We start from the raw sequence: 17,981 nt of genomic DNA on the forward strand, positions 1-17,981 counted from the left end.
GCAGAAGATACGGCTGGGATCGGTCAAACGGGATGAAGCGGCTCATCGCGACACTCTACAGCCTTACCCCTTCACAGGGTACCCCAACCCGACAGGCTGGTAGGCCGTATCGAGGATATGGCCGACACCAAGCATGGCCATCCCGTCAGAGGCATAGACATGGCCGACGATATCCGCCAGCGCGAGGGAGTCCGTCGCTTTACATGTGGCGTAGCGGATCACGCCGTGCACCTTGATCGTGACCGGATGGCCGGTCTTGATGTCGATGCGCGAGGCGCCGAGGCCATGCGCCCAGCGAAGGAGGGAGTCCAGCCCCGGCGCGTTACGCCGTCGCTCCTCGACCCAGGCAAACCCTTTCCTGCCTTCATCCGGCCAGCGTTCGTCGGTCGTGACGGGGATGGTGATATTCATCGGCAATGCTCCGGATAACCGTAGTCGCTTCCGCGCCGGACGTGGCCCTGAAGCCCCGGCTGGCTCGCGATCCGGATCGTGCGGTCATTGAGGTGGAGGGTGTCTCCTCCTCCCACGGCGTCCTGGTGCTCGAACACGACGCGTGGTTCTTCGACGCGCCCGGCGTTCAGCAGCACCCGGTAGCGGGCCATGCCGGTAATGTCGCGCTGCAGGCGCGACAGATCGGAGAGGAAGATTTCGGTTGCCTGCTTTTCTCCATCTGCCCAGCCTTCCGCCACCCACTGGTTCCAGTGTGACACTTCCGCCTTTGTGCGGGGCAGGGCCGCGGCTACCGGGTGATGCGGTTTGCCCCATGTCCGGACGAGATACGTGCGCCAGTCCGGGGGCGCGGATGTCAGTTGTGCCTCCCGGGTGATCTCGAAAACACATTCTGTCTCGTGCGCCACCTGGCCGGTGTCATTGAGCGCAAAGGCCATCTGTGCCTCGGTGACGATGGGAGGCTGCATGAGGGTCTGGCCACTCCCGATCGGAAGCACGATCGACCGGAAATCATAAGTGGCGTCGAGTGTCTCCTCATGGCGCCGCAGCATCTCGTTGATGGCGAATGCCCGGGCGGCCAGACCGCCCTGCGCACCGTAAATATGCGCGGCTTCCCGAAGCTGGACGCTTCGACCGGGTTTCAGGTCATCGCCTGGCTCGTCATTGGGGCGGGTGTTCTCAAGGGCCTCAAGAGAGGGGGGCGCTTCGCCGCCGACCACCTCGTCGAGCGTTGAGGCTCCTGTCACCGGTTTATTGATGGGATTGGCAAGGGCGGGGTCAGCCCCGTCCACCTGATCCGCACCCGGCTGGGGCGGCTGTGGCTCCGGGACCAATGTGCCGCTGCGGGCCGATGGCGGGGATGGAGACGATGTCGGTAGCCGGACGTGCTGCCCCTCCTCAATGACAACCTTCCCCGTGGAGACAGACGCCGCATGGGTCGGGCTGCCTGCGGCCGTCACGACGATGGCCGAAGATAGAAAGAGCGCCATCTTACGCATGCCATGCCACCGTTATCGCGTGGTGAAGCGGGTCTACCGAGACCATGGCCTGATCTCCGGCCTGATCGCCCAATGTCCGAAGGATATCCACCACGGCGGCAACGCTGTTGGTCGCGACGTGCATTGCTCGGGGATGGCCGGTGACAGTCACGCTATAGCCAATCTCCTGGCCAAGTTTTGCGACGGCCTTGCCCAGCGGGCCGTCCCACACGAACCAGATCCGGCGGGTCAGGTCATCGGGGAGCGGGGGTTGGTTGGTAGATGCAACGACCGGAGACGGGCGGATGCTGCCAAGTTCCCGAAGATCAGTCGTGGTCTCTGCTATTGACCGCTGCAAGGCCAGTTCAGGATTGGCCATGCCGGTCGTCGCAATGGGAGAAGGTGACGACAGGCTCTGCGCACAGGCGTTGAGCGCCATGGACAAAAGAAAAATGAGCAGAGAATGTTTCATGAGCTTCTCCGGATGATGGGAGAAGCTTCGAAGATCATCTTGCGACTGCTACAGCAAAAATTGGCTGCGTTGCTTTTTATTTCATGCAGGCCCCGAGAGCAGATTTGGGTCTTCTTTGGAATTTGCTTTCGCTAAATTGACCCGCAGGGTCATGGCAGGCGCTTAGTACGACTTGATATATCCTAATTATTCCCTATTATGGGATCAATTGGAGACGCACATGATAGAAATCCAGCCCGTTACCCCACGCGAAGCGCAGTTTCTAATCGGTATGTCAGAAAAGGATATCAACCGGGCGATTGATCGTGGGGAAGTAGAGAAGATCAGCGAGCCGGAAGAGGGCATGCCGGTTCACGGTGTGGAGAAAGGGCGTAGGCGGGTACGAAAGATCGGCCTCTCGGAGTTGTTGTTTCTGGCGCTTGAAAAGCAGATGCATGCGGATCTAACTCCGATGGGGCGTCGGAAGCTATATCAGGCCTTCAAAAAAAATGAAGCAAAAGCCAGAACCGTAAGCTTTGGTCCTTTTAAAGCCAATATTACCGAAATTCAGCGTAACTTTCTATCCAAATACAAGAAACTCCTCGATGCCAAGAAAAATATATTAGAGGAGGATGGGACTGATCCTGTTATCAAGGGAACGGATATATCTGCTTATCGTGTTGCTGCCCTCGCACAGGGACAGACAATCAAGGAGATCAAAGCGGACTATCCGACCCTGACCGAGGAACAGATTGAATCTGCTATTGCTTACACGGAGGCTTATCCCAAACCTGGGCGTCCATATCCGGTCCGTAGTTTCCGGCGGGCGGCTGGTGCATTGGCCGAGATGGGTATTTTTGATGCCATAGAGACTGGAACTGAATCGGCAAAAGAATGATATTACTTCCCAGTGATCTGGACACCGATGGTCTCGGCTAACTCGACTAGAGCCGCATAAGTGTCTTCATTTTCCACGATATCGACCGAAGGTGCAATACTGCTCAATGGATCTGGTGGCAAGCGATCTCCAAATAGGATGATAGCGCGCGCACGGTCGTCCTGACGCGACACCCACTCTAAACCTTGAACGTCTGGGCACTGAGCGTGAATGGCTTCGGCCCACTTGCGCGTTTGAGGATATATATCCTTATCAGTCTCAATGAGATCAACACGTGGAATACCGAGCTTGCGCAAGGCTGTGCTGCTAAGATCTGCAAGCGTGAGGTCAGTCGAGGACTGAAGTTGTGAATATTGATGGTTCTTTAGCTTTCGCTTTGCAACGGTCTTCAGTCCTGGCTCATGGGGAACATCATGGAAGACGGTCTCCATGGCTGCACATTCTAACGTCGTGCCGCCATAAATGGTCGGAATGGATATACCATTTGCATCAATGATCGGGCTAAATCGGGCATTTCCTTGGGGACCAGGATTGAACGTATTTGCTCCGTAAGTCTCAGGATGGATGCGGTGGATTGTCTTGTCTGCCGACCAAATCGTTTTTTTTACGAGAGCATTAAGGTCTGGAGGGGGACGCGCGATTGTGCAGGACGTTGCTGTGACGGCGACAGGCGGGGTCGACGGTGACTCTGTCGTCTTCGGTTTTGCGCGAGATGTGGATATCTTCGTTGTACCGGAATGCGCGGTGCTACGAGGCTTTGGCTGAGTTGGCCGCCTCGGTTTAACCATGGAGCACACCTGCAATTTCGTCTTCTGCTGCCGCTAAGACGCGCTCTGGCGCACTTTTAAGTAAATCCTTAGGAGCCGTGCCGCCAAGAAAGCTGTTTGCTGACGCAAACCAGATTGCAATGTCCCATGCATCCAGTTTGCCTTTGAACACCTTTAGAATTGGGACAAGTCCCTTGATTGGGCGGTATTGCATGTCGCGGTCGAGTGCATACGCCGGATACAGATCATTCCCGTCATGTCGCAAAGCAAAAACTTTTCCTTCGCGTTTCCATTTGTTTGGCTGGGCGCTGGCATTTTGGCCTTTGAAACCTGCAATTTCAGATAGTCGAACAGCGCTGATCCACTCTGCGCTCTCAAGAACCGTTTGCCGAGCATCTGCGTTCATGCGTGCCTCAGTAATGAGGTGCTCGGGAGGAGACGCAGCCGGAACAAGTGCATCAACAAGCTTCTTGAGGGTCGCTGTTTTATGAATGGCAAGCCGATCAATGATCAGGGGAGCAATAAGCCGAACGGCCTCTGCAAATGCCGATGCGGTGCTTTTATTGGCATGTGCAAGTTGAAACACAACGAATTGATTGTTGTCTGTATCCTGCAGACTTTCGCGAATTTCACGAACAGAGCCAGTTATCGGCTTAATGCCGGTGTTCGTGATTTCTCGATTTGGGACTGCGACCATGATTCCCTCCTGGGATATGATAGATAGATATATATATAGATATCCTACCTAGTCAATGATGGTGAGTAGCGGTGATCGTTCCGTGACGGGTGATGCAGCAGGCGACGCCTAACACCACTTGTGAGGTGGCGAGTTCGAAGTCGATTGAGGCACGCGTAAGGGCTTTGGGCAACATGGGAACGAACAGGGCCTGGGGCAGCATTGAAGGCAAATTTGGTACCTTGAAGACCGATGCTGCGCCCGAAGCAGGGGGGCGGATCTGCGCTCTTTTTTATACGCACCTGCACTATGGCGGGGAGTGCGAACACCGTTTTCTACGCGAGGAGCCGACTGCTGGTAGGAAGGGTGCCGTAAAAGGCGGGTGCCAGAGTTCGCAGAAGGTCATATATGACGGTATAAGGCGTGTTGTATGTCAGATATGAATTATAGTCATGGGCTCACCCAAATTTCGCTTGGCTCTTGAACAACTTGGCCATGACCTTCGTGGCGCGCGCCTGGAAAAGGGAGATTCCGGTGTTGGGATCGGCACTCTGGCCGACCTGATTGATATCCGCATGGACGATCTGGGACTGGCGTTGACTGCTGAACGTCAGCCTCGTCGAGGCCGAGCTTCCGCGACCACGTTACGCAGGCAGCAGGACAAGGATAAGGCCGCGCATGGGAGAACGGGTGTTATTGATCTGGACGGTGCTTCGTTCTGATGCCTGATTTCAGCGCCAATATCGTAATCGGCGTTTGCTTCAACATCGCTGTAACATTCAAGACGTGAGGCAGTCAGGCGAATATCGGTCACTTTCTACCCAGTGGTAAATTCGAGTTCCGATTGTTCATCAATGGCGCGCAGGGTTTCATACAATCCTGCGGCCACGCCTCTACCTTCCACGATCTCATCCGCCAGTTCATCCAGAACGCTGGCAAATGCTTCATCGGTCGCGAGACCGAAAACATTCATGCGCTCGCTTTTTCTGCGTTCGATCTCGCTATTTGCTGTTCCCGAGGGAAATACGGTGGCGAGCATCCGCAGGGCGCGGGCAAAATGGATCCGTTTATAAAGGCGCGAACGGAGCGCCGTGTCGCCAGGCGTCGTTGAGAAAGACCAGAGTTCGATTGGCCCCAGGACGTTCACCAGAAGCTGTTCATACTTTGCTTCTCCGGCCGACATGTCCACGAAGAATGGCGCACCATTCTTTCCCGGACCCGGCAGCGCGTTGCGAATGACATAGGCGCTGGCATCGGACAGCTTGAAACGTCGGATAAGACTGTCTGCCGTCTCCTGATCACCGCATTTGAGGACCCATCGGGCGGTTGATATCTTGTAGAGATCCTCGCTGAAATCGGTATGGTTCTGTGAAATGAAGGCGAGCTGGACGTTGTGCTTGCGTCCCTCGCGGCCGTCGCGCACAGCCTGCTTGTCTACCTGGGGCGCGGGTTCGGTGCGGTGCCACTCATCGAAGTCGACACGTTTCGTCGTTTCGTACATCTCCGTGAAACGGGCGAGATGATAGTCCCGCATGGACGGGGGCATATGCGGGTCGTCCGCATAATCGGGATGCAGAAAGAAATTCCGGGCCAGGATATGGCGGCCAAGCATATACATGAGTGCCGTCTGGCGGTTGGCTGCGGGAGAGCCGGAAGGTGCCACCTCGGCAAGATCGAGAACGATCACGCGCGCATCCCCCATATCCAGCCTTGTCGGGGACGCCAGCATGGGAAAATTCTTGATCACGTTCATGATGTAGCGATCAAACGTGTCGATCAGGCTTTCACCAGTTTCCAGGGTGATCTTGGAATAGCGTTTTTCGATTTCCGGGCTGCGGGCCGCAATCAGCAGATCCTGCAGGACCGGTATGGCATGACGCTGGGCAAAACCTGCGAGGCGGTACTCCCTGAGACTGACAAGGGCATCGACGACATCCCGCCACCATGTCGGATCGTCCTCTCCCGCATGGTGGGGCAGGCTTATGCCCAGCGATGTTATTGCGGCATCGACATCCGGCTCGATCCCTGGCGTGTAGATTTTAGGCGTGCTCCCCTGCACCCCGGTACAGAGGCGGTAGGCTTCATCAATCACGTCCTCTACCAGGTGGTCCATGCCCTCCCAAGGCCTGCCATCCAGCGGCGTGGCAAGGAGCGAGATGAAATTCTGCAGGAAAACGCGCTCGAGTGGCAGGGGATATTCCAGTCCGACCTGGGTATCGAAGACATTGACCTCGAAGCCCGGGATTGCCTGCATTTTGACGTAAACCGCCTCGTGCTGGCGTTCGGGGCCAAGCGCGTTGCGCAGCATCTCGATCAGTCCGCGCGAGGACGGCCCTATATCGAGCTTGCCGATATAGGGGAGCTTGGTGCCGTGGCTGCTGATCGCGGCGCTGCTGAGGATCAAGCCCAGCAGAATGGTATTGGCCAGAACGGATTTTCCGCCGCCAGGCGGGGCTACGATAATGTCTACGACGGATGGGCGTAGCCCGCCCCCGGTCGGATCGTAGGGCCAGATTGAACCATCGGGTTTGCGGAAGAGGATGGATCCTCTCTGCCACGGTGATGCACTGCGTGCCCACGGCATCATGGAGAACGCGTCACCGACAAGGGCGAGCGATGAGGTCGCAGTCGAACCGAGCGCCAGGGCAGGGACAGAACCCATGGCCGCTTCCAGCGGATCGCCGGAAATCCGAGTTGTCTTGCTGTTGCCCCACGCATCAATCGCCTGGGAGAGGTCCGACGCCTGCCGTCGCAGCTTCGCCTCTGCTCCAACCGGAGCCCAGGTTGTGGCGGTCATGCGCATCCGCACGGAATTATGGTTGTTTTTCTGGCGCTCCAGCTTGAGTGCGGCAAACGCCCGTCGAATGTCGCTATTTCCGGGGAACATCGCCAGAAACCCGGCTCCGGCTTCCTTGAAGCCGAAGGCGGCGCGGCCACCACCCTCCAGGATCATGGCGCTGCGCCATGGCAGTCTCTTGCGGCCAAGCACGCTGGAGAGTTCGGAAAACGGGCGCGGATCCTCTGGGCCAATCGTCATGTCGACCGGGGCGTATGTATAATCCCCCACGGTCACGAGTTGTCCGCCTTTCGTTTCGGCGTCGGCATTGAAAATCTGGTCCCGGATCGCCGGCCAGAGCAGGCCCTGCGGGTGTGGCTGCGGATCATCCAGATCGTCGGGAAGCCGTGGCATGACCCGGTCACCCAGCAGGGTCGGTTTCCAGGCGGACCCCGCCGTTTCACGATAGGTCGCTTCGCGCGCGACCTGCAATGCCTGATGTGGACCGAGGAATTCGCAGGAAATGTCGAACCCCTGCAGGGCAGCCTGGACGCGTGAAATGAACGATTCATGGCGGGCCGCCATGATATCGGAGCGCAGGGCAAAACGTTGGGTATTGCCCACGCGGGGAAATTGGGAGGCAAGGGTCCGGCGCTCCTCTGCCACCTGTTTGCGGTCCTCACGTGTCAGTACGCTGGGCCGGGTCCACAGGACATAGCAAGTGGCCTCCCAGCGCATGACGTTTGGCCAGCGCCGGCGCCTCTCTTCGATGACGTCCGAAAGGTCTGCTCCGATCTGTCTGGCTATGGACCGGCAACCATTGAGACTCAGGCGGTCAATCTCGATACCTGAGCGCTCGGGATCGGAAATATACCATCCCACAATGGCATGGCCACGTTCTTCAAGGAGACCCTGCAATTCTATACGCTGCTGCTCGGCGAGCGCTTCCACTTCCTGCCGCGTGCACATGCGACGCAGGCCATTGATGCGCAGTACGGAGACATATTCACCGCGTTTGGTGATGAGATGGTCCCCGTGCGTACTTTCCACATCGCAGAATGAGGCAAGGGGCTGGCGCAGCCCGAGGCTGATGCCGGCCAGCAGACTGGAAAGAATACCGCCCATTGATATGATCCTGTCATGTCATGACCGGTTGGGGATCGGCATCAAGCCATTCCCTGACGAGCGCCGGGTAGATGTCGGTGGGGCCGTTGTAGAGACGGCCCAGGGGGAAGAGCCGGATGCCGTCCATCAGGGTGGTCGCGCTTTCATTGATCTGCGGGTCAGCCCGGTTCGCCATCAGCAGGGCAGTCGCCAGCAGTCGGGGAGAGGTTGTCTCCAGCCGCCGCCGGGCTTCGGTCGTTCGCGCGTGCAAAGCGCGGAGCACAGCGAGAGCGCTTTTGCATTGCGCAGGCATCATCGCGGTGTCCGACCCTGACGCAATCGTGTCCATTGCACGATGCCAGACGACATCCTGTCCGTTTGGCCCATTGCCGAGCGTCTGGATGAGGGCCTGATGCGCGCAGCGGGTCAGGGTCATGATGCGGGCCTGCGGCAGTTTCGGCCACCATATCAGGACGGCTTCGCGTTCAATGGCCGGACGGGTCGGATCCTGCAGAATGTTGCATAAGGCGCAGACAGGCCCGGGTCCGTCACCATGCCATGGAAACCTGCGACCAGGCGTTATCAGGCCGCAGCAGGCACATGTGAAAAGGCCCGACTCACCCATCTCCCTGGCGCCTGGCGCTGACGGATCCCATGGGCGCGGCAGCAGCCGGAAAGACTGTGTGAGACGGGCCATTGCGATCGGGTTCCTAGCCGCCGCTCGTGAACTGATAGGCCTGAGCCTGCGTACCAACGGTTGCCGAGCCGCCGGACGCGGTGTTGGCAGCCTTGTTGATCCACTGCGGACCCGTTGCGAACAGACCGCACAGCACGATGCCGGCGATTGCCATACCGACCTTTCCGGGCGAACGGTTCTGTTCGTTGCGGCTCTGCCAGGCCGCCCATACGCCGCCGATGAAGCAGATGAAGGCAGCGACATACATGCATGCAGCAGCGACAAAGCCGCCCGCTGTCAGCCCCTCCTGGGCGGTGGCCTGCATCTGGGCCCCGATACCGTTTGCGCTGCCGGTTGCGGATTGGGCCAGCGCATGGCTGGCAATGAGGATCGGGACGGCCAATGTGCCAAGTGCCGTGACGGCACGCTGTCTGTATCCGGCCCGTTGTGTCACCAGACGCGTCAGTCGCGCCGCGTCGGGGATGCTTGTGCGAGAGAGGTTCATGGTCAAGGGCTCCGTTAAAGAGGGAGGCATGTCCCTCAGAGGAGTCTTCGGCCAGTAACATGCGACTGCGAATGTTTTTTCCGAAAAAATCTACCTTGTCGAACATTACACTATGACTTCGGTATAAAAATGGCTATCCGGCGTTTGGGGTTGATGGGCTGAATCCCCGGCTGGTTGGGAAGGCAGCTCAGGCCACCGCCTGAGCTACCATATCGGGGTGCCGTCCGATGACCCGAACGTAGGCTACAGCGAAGTCGGGGGCCATCGCCCGTGCCTGCTCCCAGTCCCGTAATGTACCGACAGGAACGCGGAAACGGCTGGCAAATTCGACCTGAGACAGACCGAGATCGTTACGGGTTTTACGGATCAACCGCGCCCTTTGCCCACGCTCCATGCCTTCGATGGATACCGCGCGGTCTTCGGAATCCGCCGGATCAGCAGGCAGAATGATATGCTCTCTCTTCACCTTTGTTGCTCCTTCTCACGGAAATAAAGCGGGGCAGATCGTCCCGCCAGACAAACACACCGGTGAACAGCTTCTCGCCCACGACGCCAACCACTTTGTAGCGATCCTCCTCATCCTCAATGCGGATGGTGGGCAAGATCAGGTGATTATCGTCCTCGAAAATACGGTCGCCAAAGGCCAGAGACAGTTTGTGCTTTTTTTGGTTGGCGAGGTCTTTTGCGGGGTCAAACCTGTTATCCATGAGACGATAATACGGGATTACCGTAGTTGCTGTAAAGTGAAAACTACGGGCATCCCGCAACTTTTAGCCATTTCGACAGGTCACCATCAACCTCGTATGCCCGATAGCATAAAAATCCGGGGCATATATCTTTATCCAGAATCGCTCGAATATTTAGTAATAATGAAATATTTCTTGTTTAATTTCTATAAAATATGAACAGTAAGCGAAAGTGATCGAGAATAGTTTAGGTATTAACGTGAATACACCCTTATTTCTGCATGGACATCAAATTTTATGGGTCTGTTATACTAATTATAAACAAGTATCATACGATCAACCATTGATTGGAACGGACGATAAACTCTCAATTATCCTTGATAGGCATTTTAGAAATACCATAACCAAGAACGCCAATGATGATTGGCATGCCAATAAAGGCGAAGAACTGCATAAAGGTCATTCTCGAAGCCCTCCTAAAACGGCTTGTGCCCGCTGATGGAGAAAATACGCCATTCCCAGCCAGAAAGCGACTCCCAAGATAACGATATGAGTAGGAACGCGGTTGGCTGTCAGATTAAAAAATGACGCAGCCAAAGGAGATAGAACACCTAGCGAAAGGCAAGATCCCGCAGCGGTATTCAGCAGGTTTGCCCGCAGCTTGGTCCGTTCGTTATGAACAAGATTACCCATCCCAGCCATCGCGTTCGGCGGCTTCAAGTTCCCTTGCGATCAGCCGGCGGATTGCTCCAGCACGGTTAATGCCCTGGCGCACGGCCACATGTGGCCATCTCTCCAGATGGGGCGCGCCCCGCTTTTTCGGGTTGTTATTTCCCAATTTTATCATGTTTATCGGTTATCAAAAAAATGCGCAGGAAGGAAAGTGTCGAACCTTGGCCAATCTCAGCGCTACGGGTCGGGTCATAATTTTAGCCGGACATTGTCCAGTGGCTCAGGATCCAGGTTGCTTCCTTGACGGGATTGAGGAGGATCACGCCGAAAACGAACTGGATGAGGCAACTGAGTTTTGAGCGGTTTGTTTTTCCGGTCGCCGACGCGTTCCACGCAACGACCGCCATGAACGCCGCCCAGGCGCCGAACATTTCGAAGAACAGGGCGAAATCACTGACGATTGACAGGATGGCATCCTCTGGGCCTGTCCCGGAAATGACGCTTCCGGTCGCGGCATCCGTGTAGCCGGTGACAGAAGCTCCCAGCGAAACCTGCGTATCGAGACCGGCAGAGGTGGTGGATTTGGTGAGTATCCTGTCAAAAGTGGCGAAGACGCCGGACAGGACAATCCCGATCCAGGGCACCCAGGGACGGCCGACGAACGGGTTCTGGGGCTGGCGCTGCTGCCATAATCCCCATGCCCCGGTCAGGAAGGCAATCCACGCTGCAATATAGCAGGCCATTGGCAGCAGCCAGGCCATGGCGAGAGCGAGATCGTTGACGAGGTTGACCAGACCTTGCACGTCGATGTGTCCTTGCCTTACTGGATGATGCCGCGTTCAGCCTGGATCACCCACATCGTGCCGCGTTGAGAGATGGCGCGCACTCGACCATATCCGCGGAGATCGGTGCCGATTTCGATTTCGGACTGCGGCGGTTGTCCGGCCGGCGCAGCGTCGTCCTGCACCATGGCAAGCTGGGGAGATGCGGCAAGTATCCGGTAGTGGGGCGTCCATGTCGGGGGCGGAGAAGGAGGCGTCGGGCGCATTTTCGCTGTCCGGGACGCTGGAGATTGCGGCGGCGTTGGTGCTGGCTGCGGCTCGGCCGCCGCCGCTTCCAGAGCTGCCCGTGCCTTGTCGGCCGCGGCGCGTGTGGCGGCCGGTCCATCTGACGGGGGCGCTTCGGCGTCGGCCACGGCTCGTTTGGCTTCGAGGAGCGACATCCGGCGGTTGAGATCCGAAGCCTTTGCCGTATCTGCGATACGCAGCCGGTCAAGATCCTGCCGGAGTGCTGCGATGTCGCTGCGGGTCCGCTGCACCAGTGCTGCTTCTTCTGTTACAAGCTGCAGTACCTGCATCTGGTCGTCCGATGTCAGGGGAGCCGCTTGCAGGCGGGTTGCTTTCTGGACCGCATCGTCCGTCGGAACAGCCTTTTCGATGCCAGTGTCGTGTTTCTGCGCGGGCGTGTTCTCGGCCGACGGGGTAGCCGGTATTGGGCCGGCGGGATGGGGCGGCTTTTTCATCGCAAGGAGTGCCTTGAGATCCTCATCTGTAGCCGAGACCTGAGATGCCGGGGGTGATGGCAATGATGTAGGTGAGTTCCCCGGCGCTGGAGATGCTTTGGGGCCTGATGGCAGCGGGGCGGAAATCATTCCGACTTCCTGGCCCAGAGGAGACGCCTGCCTCTTTGCTATGCCCATCACGAGGAAGAGGGAGAGCAGACTGCCGACGGCAGTACCCGCGATCATGACCTGCCTGCGACGCGGAAGCGCCCTGAAAAGGGCTATGGCATGTGGAACGGGTCGGTTCCTGTCAGGTGCTGCTGTTACAGGTTGAAGGTGAGGGGAGGGTGGCTCGGCAATTGTGTCCGCCTCGGGCGAAGGGTCAGGCTCGGGCATTGTGCCCAGCTTGCGGAACGGAACAGGTTCGATGCCGCGATCCGCGCTGAACGGATCCCGGGACGTCGTTGCGGTTGCGGCTGAGGTCATGGTGAATGCTGCCTTCTGGTAGAGAGTGCAGAATTCGTCGATATCATGCGACCGGTGCCCGAAACCTTAGAGACTGTTTGAAAAGTCAGCACATCATAGCATTTTAAAATTAAAGGAAGTTTTTGGTGAAGCTTTTTGCAAAAGCTTCGAAAGAACGCCGACTTTTTGAAAAAAGGCAGCACCCAAAAACTTTTATTATTTTTTATCAATGGGTTGTTTTCAAACAGTCTCTTACTTCTTCATGACGACGTCCGACATGAAGATCACGCCAACACTGACCTGAGCGGCAAGATTTACGCGCGGCTGGGTCGGCATCTGCTGCATGAGCGCGCTGTTGACCTGCGAGGCCGCTGCACCGGCCGCCACGCCCAGTTGTTGCGGGAAATTCAGTGACTGGACGTAGTTGACGTTGCCGAGGGCTCCGATCGAACCGGTCGTGTTCGACGTCATCTCGATCGCCTGCCCGAGCCCCTGGACAAAGGCGGCTGCGGCGGGAAGAACAAAGCGCTCAACGTATAGCTGGTCAACGCTTGAGGCCACGGCAGCTTCCATGGTGTCCGGCGCAACCACCATACCTTCGACCTGGATCGGGGTTGGATCATTTTTATGGAAGACCTGATCAACGCGGACAACCAGCCTGTTCAGATGTCCCCCGGCCCTTCTGACGGATGCTTTCATCCTGTCGCCAGCGAGTGGACCTGAATCAGCTTCCAGGATGATTTCTCCCCCGAGATCGCTGTTGGTTGCTGAAACCGTATGGGCGTAAATCCCCCGCCCGGCAGGAACAAGGACGCGGGAGAGGGCCGTCTGGGAATTTGCTGTCGCCGCCGAAGTTATTGAAGGGGAGACCATCGGTTTCTTTGTCTGCTCCCTTCCGGTTTCCGTCTTTTCATACAGTACATTTGTGACAGGAAAGCGTCCATCAAGACGGCCTGCAAGATCCATGATCGCATGTCTGTATGCGGTGATGGCGTCCTTCTGGAGCTGCGGGTCACGTGGCACGGCGGCGCGGAAGGCTGCATCCGTCTGCACTGGTACGACGGGAACGCTTGGTACGACCTCAGGCGCGTGCGGGGCTGGCGCCGCGGCGGCCTTGGCCATCGCCGGGTTGACGTCCGCCCCGACCTCCTGGGCGACTGCGGGCGGGGGAGGCTTGTCGTCGGGATGGGTGGGCGTGCCCGGTGCAATATCGGGTGAATACGATTGTCCTGCAGTCTGTGCCCGGTCTGCCTCGTCGTGGATCTGATCTTCGCGGAGTTCCTGCTGGCGCGGATTGGAATTCAGGCCGCCGGGCAGGGGGTTGGCGGCGGGCGGCCTGCCGGGGTCCGAGCGTGGAAGCTCCTTACGGTGGATGGTGGAGATGAGCAGCGTGACACCCAGAACGGTGCCGATACTCCCAAGGATTGCGAGCAGACGCCGGTTTCCGCCCCGCGACGCATCACTGAACAGCTGGTTGAATCTGGGTTTCATCACTGTGCGTCCCTGATATGGGCCGAGACCGTCCGTCCCGCATCGGAGAGAAGGACAACGGGGGACTCATGGAAGGCATAGAGCGTGTATCCCCCTTCACCCTGCTCCATGCTGTCCGAGGAGGGCGTCATGAGATGAAGGCGCGTGCGAAGATAGACCTCGTTTCCAATCCGCCAGGCGCGCACGTCGTCGGGTGAAATACCCTCGACGGCCAGCGGAACGGCTGACGCTGGTGGAATGCCGCTTAGCATGGCGTTCATGTAGGGCTCGCCTGTCGCGGGCACTCCGGGGCGGCTGTCGACCGGCTCCCGGGCATTGGGCCCTCCCTCGGACATGCGAACGGTCAGGTTGTCATCGTAGGATCCACGTCCCGCGATCAGCAGGAAGGAGACCGGCTTTGGCGCGTTCTGAAGCGTTACGAGCAGTCCGCCTCTGGGCTGGAGCGACATCGGTTCGACATTGATGGTATTGGAGCCCTTGAACGGGACGCAGGTATAGAAACCTGTTGTCTCAACCGCAGGATTCCCGGCTGATGCGCCGCTTTTGCCGGAAGCACAGTTCGTGCTGCCGTCCGGGTTGGCGGAATTGCCAGACGTATTCCATGCGATCGGCCAGGGCTGTCCCGTGCTGTCCACGAAGGACAATGCGGTCGGATAGCCTTTTGTCGTAAAGATCAGGCTTGTCTGCTGACCAGGCGCAAAGGAGACACGGATCGCCGGGCGCGCATTAGGGGTCGCGAATTCCGTACCGACCTGCTCCGTGGCACGACGCACGTCCTTCAGGCGTTCCCCCAGTCGAAGGATTTCTTCGGGCGTGAAAGGAATGGCCTCATGCTCGGCTTCATCTTCGGCTGCCTGATCCTGATCGTCTGCAGGTGTCGTTGCCGCAGGCCCGGGCTGTGATGGCTGCTGTGCGAGTGCCGCAAGTGGCAGGATGGACAGGGTCAGCGGAAAGAGAGAAAGAATTCGCACAGTTGTCACTCCCTCCCCGACGAGACGACAAGCTGTTCGATGGCCAGTCCATCCGGGTGATCCAGGTCCTCCACGCGATCAATCGTCACGGTTGCCATCAGCATTTGCGTATTCTGCTGGTTGACGTTTTCGCAGGTCTGGATGAAAGGGAACTGTATTACGTAGCGCGCGTGTCCCTGCACGACAGTCTCGGCGCGTACGGTCGCGGCCCGTGTCGGCTGCGCGTAACAGAGCAGTTTTGCATCCCTGAGTTTCGCCAGATTCCCCTGCGTAATGAAAGACTTTGCAAAGGTGTTCCATCCGTTGAGCGTGTAGTGAGCGCCCGCGGTGTTCATCTGGGTTGGAAAATCACGATAGTTGATGTTGTAGGGTGCGATCGCCCATTTGACGGCCCAGCCGAGAAGCTGGTCCTGGCCAAGTACCGGACTGGTGAGCGCCACGGCCGGTCGGGGAGCATTTTGGCCGTCAACGTAGAAATAGAGGGGTGTGGGCGGGTGTGCACGGATATAGGCGTCGTGCGCCGAGAACACGATGACCACGCCCGCCAGTGCGATGTTGAGCAGCAGTGATCTGTCTACAACAATCCCCTGAAAGTCGGGGTCGGTAAGCCGCCTGGTTACTGCGGAATTAAACAGCCGCATGGCGCGCCTCCCTTACGGGGGCATGAAAAAAGGTGGTCATCACTCTACTCTCATTTCCCGACGGTGATGAGAGCAGGCTGGAAGTCTATCTTGCGACCAGCACGTTTTTTCTTTGACGGTTCCCGGCACTACTCAGGCGGCAATGCCATGCGTGGCGGCAATGCTGCGGCGGTATCGTCTGCTGACCCGGTCACCACCCTTGCGGGTGGTCCAGAAAAAGCATCCGCTCTTGCAGAGGCATTCCCGCCGGATGTACTGGTGTTCGCCGATATAATATTCGGCCCTCGCGTGAATGAACCAGGGCACTTTGGCGCCGCGTCGTGGCGGAAGCTGCTCCCAGCAGCTTTGGGATTTCAGCGCGCTTTCCGAAATAAGGAAGTCCCGCGCAATTTCACGCGGGTTCTGAAATGCAAAATGGCGGTAGGCGATTTCAATGTTGGCGGCCTCGTGCCACCGTACCTTGTCTCCTCCCTTATGTCCTGTGAGGGTCAGCCTGTTGAGGCTGTTCCTGACAAGCCATGTCCGTCCCCGCCGGGCTTCATGAGGCAGCAGGGAGGCCTGTTCCCATGTCAGGACAGCTTCGGGATCTGCGGGAATGGCGCTCCGCTTTTCGGCAAGTATGGTCTCCGCCTGTATTTTTGAGAGCCTGATGCGCGGTGGCAGGCCAAGCTGCTTTCTTTTTGCACGCACGCTCCCGGCCGAGCGGCCAAGCATCTCAGCTATGTCGGCGGTTTTATCACCACAGAGCCAGCGTTGGCCAAGGATGAGCAACTGGGTCCTTGTCCATGCTCCCCTGCGTGCAGGCGCTTCGTAAAAAACATTCTGGGGTCGGTCGGCCCATTGCGCGACTGACTCCTTCACCTCCTGCACTGTCAGGGTGAGCATGGTCGCCACAAGGACCTCGTCGCGCAGCCTGGCATAAAGGGCGCGTATCATTTCTGGCGTGGGATAGGTCTGAAGCCATGTAAACAGACCGTGTTTTATAACCTGGCCGAACGATGCTGACTTCATGGCGGTATGCCCTCGTCATCGCGTTTTCGGGATAGGCTGCGTGTTTTGGGAATAATATCTCTTAAGCGTTATATAACCGTCAAGAAATAAATAGCGCAGAACGCGCTAATATGACTCCAGACGCGGTTTCCGGTCCGCGTTGGTGATCCGCCGGGCCACATCACCTGGAATGGACAGCCCAAGGCATAGGGTCTGCCATAAGAAAGGAGACCTCTTTCCTGACAGTCTCCATACCTTCATCACCCGGTCAGTGGTTTGCGATATCGTCGAGGTGACCAATAATGGACTCGAGATCAGCGAGGGCTTCGAGTTGTGATTGCGCGGACATTGCCCACGCGGTCATGTCCAGGGAACGCAAGAGGTCTGCGTCGTCATGTATTCCCGGGATCAGGTAATAAACGGAGACGGACAGTCCTTCGGCAATGCGATAAACCGTTTCAAGGCTCGGATTTCTCAGCCCTGCTTCGATCAGGCTCAGGCTGGTCAGGGAAACATGTGATTTATGGGCGATCTGGCTCGCTGTTGCCCCCTGAAGCGTCCTGAAGATCTGAATCCTGCGCCCAAATATCTCGAGGAGGTCCTGCCGTTCCCCCGAGGTGAAGGCGACACTGTGTGAATAATGATCGATCGGCAATCTGACCGGTATTTCCGGCAGGTTAAACGTCTTTGAAATATTGCCAATAATGTCGCGTAATTTCTGGATTGCCAGATTGTAGTCCGAACACTGCTTCATGGTCTTTTTCAGCTGCGTGGCGGATGCCACCAGATCCAGATGGGCAAACCATGTACCTTCTGGTGCGCCTTGCGGAAGAATATCGCGCGGATCTATCTCAAATACCCGTAGCAGCGCCGATAATGTTTCCAGGGAAACCGGACGACCGGCTTCGATGCTCCGTATGACCGATACATTCAACCGTGCCAGTTTGGCGAGGTGTACCTGCGTCCAGTCAAGCGCAGTGCGCCTGTCATAAATGATTTCCCCAATGTCTCTATATAATTGGCCGGATGCAAATAAAGCCTCGGCTTGCATCTTGCCATTGTCATGGGACATTTTCGTTTACTCTCACGGCGGGCGTTTTCCTCGGCAAAAGAAACTTCCAACATCCAGAAGATATCGACTGGTCACGTCCTGACAGGGGATCACGCGTGACGGAACGTCATGATAGTCGAGTTGGAGCCCGCAAAAAAGGTGTCTGAGGTCGCAAAGGCCGCTGCTCTGGTCAGGAGAACTTGATGGAGACACTCATATGCCTGTTATGCCTG

The 17,981-nt window shown here is 57.5% G+C and carries 19 protein-coding genes; 2 read left to right on the plus strand and 17 right to left on the minus strand.

Annotation, left to right across the window (positions count from 1 at the left end; all coding sequences use genetic code 11):
* Positions 1 to 63: 63 nt before the first annotated feature.
* From CDI09_RS12490 to CDI09_RS12500, 3 genes are read right to left on the minus strand one after another with little or no spacing between them, the layout of a single operon-like run.
* Positions 64 to 411, minus strand: coding sequence for a hypothetical protein (locus tag CDI09_RS12490; RefSeq protein ID WP_236944624.1), 348 nt, complete (start codon positions 409 to 411; stop codon positions 64 to 66).
* Positions 408 to 1,439, minus strand: coding sequence for a type IV secretory system conjugative DNA transfer family protein (locus CDI09_RS12495; protein WP_249034024.1), 1,032 nt, complete (start codon positions 1,437 to 1,439; stop codon positions 408 to 410). The genes CDI09_RS12490 and CDI09_RS12495 overlap by 4 nt, the downstream gene beginning before the upstream one ends.
* Position 1,440: 1 nt before the next feature.
* Positions 1,441 to 1,899 (minus strand): DotD/TraH family lipoprotein, encoded by a 459-nt coding sequence (locus tag CDI09_RS12500; protein WP_078524687.1) that lies wholly within the window; start codon positions 1,897 to 1,899, stop codon positions 1,441 to 1,443.
* A gap of 220 nt (positions 1,900 to 2,119) precedes the next feature.
* Between CDI09_RS12500 and CDI09_RS12505 the strand changes: the two genes are divergently transcribed.
* Positions 2,120 to 2,776, plus strand: a complete 657-nt coding sequence (locus CDI09_RS12505; RefSeq protein ID WP_048852619.1) for a DUF433 domain-containing protein — start codon at positions 2,120 to 2,122, stop codon at positions 2,774 to 2,776.
* A 2-nt stretch (positions 2,777 to 2,778) separates the two neighbouring features.
* Here the strand turns inward: CDI09_RS12505 and CDI09_RS12510 are convergent, their stop codons facing one another.
* Both CDI09_RS12510 and CDI09_RS12515 read right to left on the minus strand, forming a co-directional pair.
* Positions 2,779 to 3,564 carry an RES family NAD+ phosphorylase gene (locus tag CDI09_RS12510; protein WP_236944623.1) on the minus strand — a complete coding sequence of 262 codons (786 nt, stop codon included), beginning with the start codon at positions 3,562 to 3,564 and terminating at the stop codon, positions 2,779 to 2,781.
* Positions 3,557 to 4,240, minus strand: a complete 684-nt coding sequence (locus CDI09_RS12515; RefSeq protein ID WP_010512313.1) for a hypothetical protein — start codon at positions 4,238 to 4,240, stop codon at positions 3,557 to 3,559. Before CDI09_RS12515 ends, CDI09_RS12510 begins: the two co-directional genes overlap by 8 nt.
* Positions 4,241 to 4,671: 431 nt before the next feature.
* On the opposite strand from CDI09_RS12515, the gene CDI09_RS12525 reads away from it, so the two are divergent.
* Positions 4,672 to 4,941, plus strand: a complete 270-nt coding sequence (locus CDI09_RS12525) for a DNA-binding protein (RefSeq protein ID WP_167370176.1) — start codon at positions 4,672 to 4,674, stop codon at positions 4,939 to 4,941.
* A gap of 95 nt (positions 4,942 to 5,036) precedes the next feature.
* Here the strand turns inward: CDI09_RS12525 and CDI09_RS12530 are convergent, their stop codons facing one another.
* The 12 genes from CDI09_RS12530 to CDI09_RS12590 form a co-directional block, all read right to left on the minus strand.
* A complete protein-coding gene (locus tag CDI09_RS12530) occupies positions 5,037 to 8,120 on the minus strand; it encodes a secretion protein (RefSeq protein ID WP_078524686.1) in 3,084 nt (1,027 codons plus the stop codon).
* 13 nt (positions 8,121 to 8,133) lie between these two features.
* The gene (locus tag CDI09_RS18575; protein ID WP_236944622.1) at positions 8,134 to 8,535 is read right to left on the minus strand and encodes a hypothetical protein; all 402 of its coding nucleotides are present in this window, start codon (positions 8,533 to 8,535) and stop codon (positions 8,134 to 8,136) included.
* A 274-nt stretch (positions 8,536 to 8,809) separates the two neighbouring features.
* Positions 8,810 to 9,280, minus strand: coding sequence for a hypothetical protein (locus tag CDI09_RS12540; RefSeq protein WP_078524684.1), 471 nt, complete (start codon positions 9,278 to 9,280; stop codon positions 8,810 to 8,812).
* A 187-nt stretch (positions 9,281 to 9,467) separates the two neighbouring features.
* Complete coding sequence (locus CDI09_RS12545) at positions 9,468 to 9,746, minus strand: helix-turn-helix domain-containing protein (RefSeq protein ID WP_003625676.1); 279 nt, start codon at positions 9,744 to 9,746, stop codon at positions 9,468 to 9,470.
* The gene (locus tag CDI09_RS12550) at positions 9,715 to 9,987 is read right to left on the minus strand and encodes a BrnT family toxin (protein ID WP_048852463.1); all 273 of its coding nucleotides are present in this window, start codon (positions 9,985 to 9,987) and stop codon (positions 9,715 to 9,717) included. The genes CDI09_RS12545 and CDI09_RS12550 overlap by 32 nt, the downstream gene beginning before the upstream one ends.
* Positions 9,988 to 10,895: 908 nt before the next feature.
* Positions 10,896 to 11,441, minus strand: a complete 546-nt coding sequence (locus CDI09_RS12560) for a hypothetical protein (RefSeq protein WP_010511980.1) — start codon at positions 11,439 to 11,441, stop codon at positions 10,896 to 10,898.
* Positions 11,442 to 11,458: 17 nt separating this feature from the next.
* Positions 11,459 to 12,160 (minus strand): hypothetical protein, encoded by a 702-nt coding sequence (locus CDI09_RS12565; RefSeq protein WP_010511978.1) that lies wholly within the window; start codon positions 12,158 to 12,160, stop codon positions 11,459 to 11,461.
* A 696-nt stretch (positions 12,161 to 12,856) separates the two neighbouring features.
* A complete protein-coding gene (locus tag CDI09_RS12570; RefSeq protein WP_078524683.1) occupies positions 12,857 to 14,095 on the minus strand; it encodes a DotG/IcmE/VirB10 family protein in 1,239 nt (412 codons plus the stop codon).
* Positions 14,095 to 15,075, minus strand: coding sequence for a DotH/IcmK family type IV secretion protein (locus CDI09_RS12575; protein ID WP_078524682.1), 981 nt, complete (start codon positions 15,073 to 15,075; stop codon positions 14,095 to 14,097). Before CDI09_RS12575 ends, CDI09_RS12570 begins: the two co-directional genes overlap by 1 nt.
* Entirely contained in the window at positions 15,072 to 15,707 is a 636-nt protein-coding gene (locus CDI09_RS12580; RefSeq protein ID WP_014106834.1) for a DotI/IcmL/TraM family protein, read from the minus strand. The genes CDI09_RS12575 and CDI09_RS12580 overlap by 4 nt, the downstream gene beginning before the upstream one ends.
* A gap of 132 nt (positions 15,708 to 15,839) precedes the next feature.
* A complete protein-coding gene (locus CDI09_RS12585; protein WP_205836671.1) occupies positions 15,840 to 16,718 on the minus strand; it encodes a hypothetical protein in 879 nt (292 codons plus the stop codon).
* A gap of 247 nt (positions 16,719 to 16,965) precedes the next feature.
* Entirely contained in the window at positions 16,966 to 17,769 is an 804-nt protein-coding gene (locus CDI09_RS12590) for a helix-turn-helix domain-containing protein (protein ID WP_048883528.1), read from the minus strand.
* Between the last annotated feature and the right edge of the window lie 212 nt (positions 17,770 to 17,981).

The sequence above is a fragment of the Komagataeibacter nataicola genome (genome assembly GCF_003207795.1).
Classification (GTDB): Bacteria; Pseudomonadota; Alphaproteobacteria; order Acetobacterales; family Acetobacteraceae; genus Komagataeibacter; species Komagataeibacter nataicola.

Coding starts and splice junctions, on each gene's coding strand:
- CDI09_RS12565 (WP_010511978.1), bottom strand. CDS start 12,160: ATGAAAAAGCCGCCCCATCCCGCCGGCCCAATACCGGCTACCCCGTCG.
- CDI09_RS12550 (WP_048852463.1), bottom strand. CDS start 9,987: ATGGATAACAGGTTTGACCCCGCAAAAGACCTCGCCAACCAAAAAAAG.
- CDI09_RS12505 (WP_048852619.1), top strand. CDS start 2,120: ATGATAGAAATCCAGCCCGTTACCCCACGCGAAGCGCAGTTTCTAATC.
- CDI09_RS12585 (WP_205836671.1), bottom strand. CDS start 16,718: ATGAAGTCAGCATCGTTCGGCCAGGTTATAAAACACGGTCTGTTTACA.
- CDI09_RS12530 (WP_078524686.1), bottom strand. CDS start 8,120: ATGGGCGGTATTCTTTCCAGTCTGCTGGCCGGCATCAGCCTCGGGCTG.
- CDI09_RS18575 (WP_236944622.1), bottom strand. CDS start 8,535: ATGACCCTGACCCGCTGCGCGCATCAGGCCCTCATCCAGACGCTCGGC.
- CDI09_RS12495 (WP_249034024.1), bottom strand. CDS start 1,439: ATGGCGCTCTTTCTATCTTCGGCCATCGTCGTGACGGCCGCAGGCAGC.
- CDI09_RS12500 (WP_078524687.1), bottom strand. CDS start 1,899: ATGAAACATTCTCTGCTCATTTTTCTTTTGTCCATGGCGCTCAACGCC.
- CDI09_RS12540 (WP_078524684.1), bottom strand. CDS start 9,280: ATGAACCTCTCTCGCACAAGCATCCCCGACGCGGCGCGACTGACGCGT.
- CDI09_RS12490 (WP_236944624.1), bottom strand. CDS start 411: ATGAATATCACCATCCCCGTCACGACCGACGAACGCTGGCCGGATGAA.
- CDI09_RS12570 (WP_078524683.1), bottom strand. CDS start 14,095: ATGAAACCCAGATTCAACCAGCTGTTCAGTGATGCGTCGCGGGGCGGA.
- CDI09_RS12525 (WP_167370176.1), top strand. CDS start 4,672: ATGGGCTCACCCAAATTTCGCTTGGCTCTTGAACAACTTGGCCATGAC.
- CDI09_RS12580 (WP_014106834.1), bottom strand. CDS start 15,707: ATGCGGCTGTTTAATTCCGCAGTAACCAGGCGGCTTACCGACCCCGAC.
- CDI09_RS12515 (WP_010512313.1), bottom strand. CDS start 4,240: ATGGTCGCAGTCCCAAATCGAGAAATCACGAACACCGGCATTAAGCCG.
- CDI09_RS12590 (WP_048883528.1), bottom strand. CDS start 17,769: ATGTCCCATGACAATGGCAAGATGCAAGCCGAGGCTTTATTTGCATCC.
- CDI09_RS12510 (WP_236944623.1), bottom strand. CDS start 3,564: ATGGTTAAACCGAGGCGGCCAACTCAGCCAAAGCCTCGTAGCACCGCG.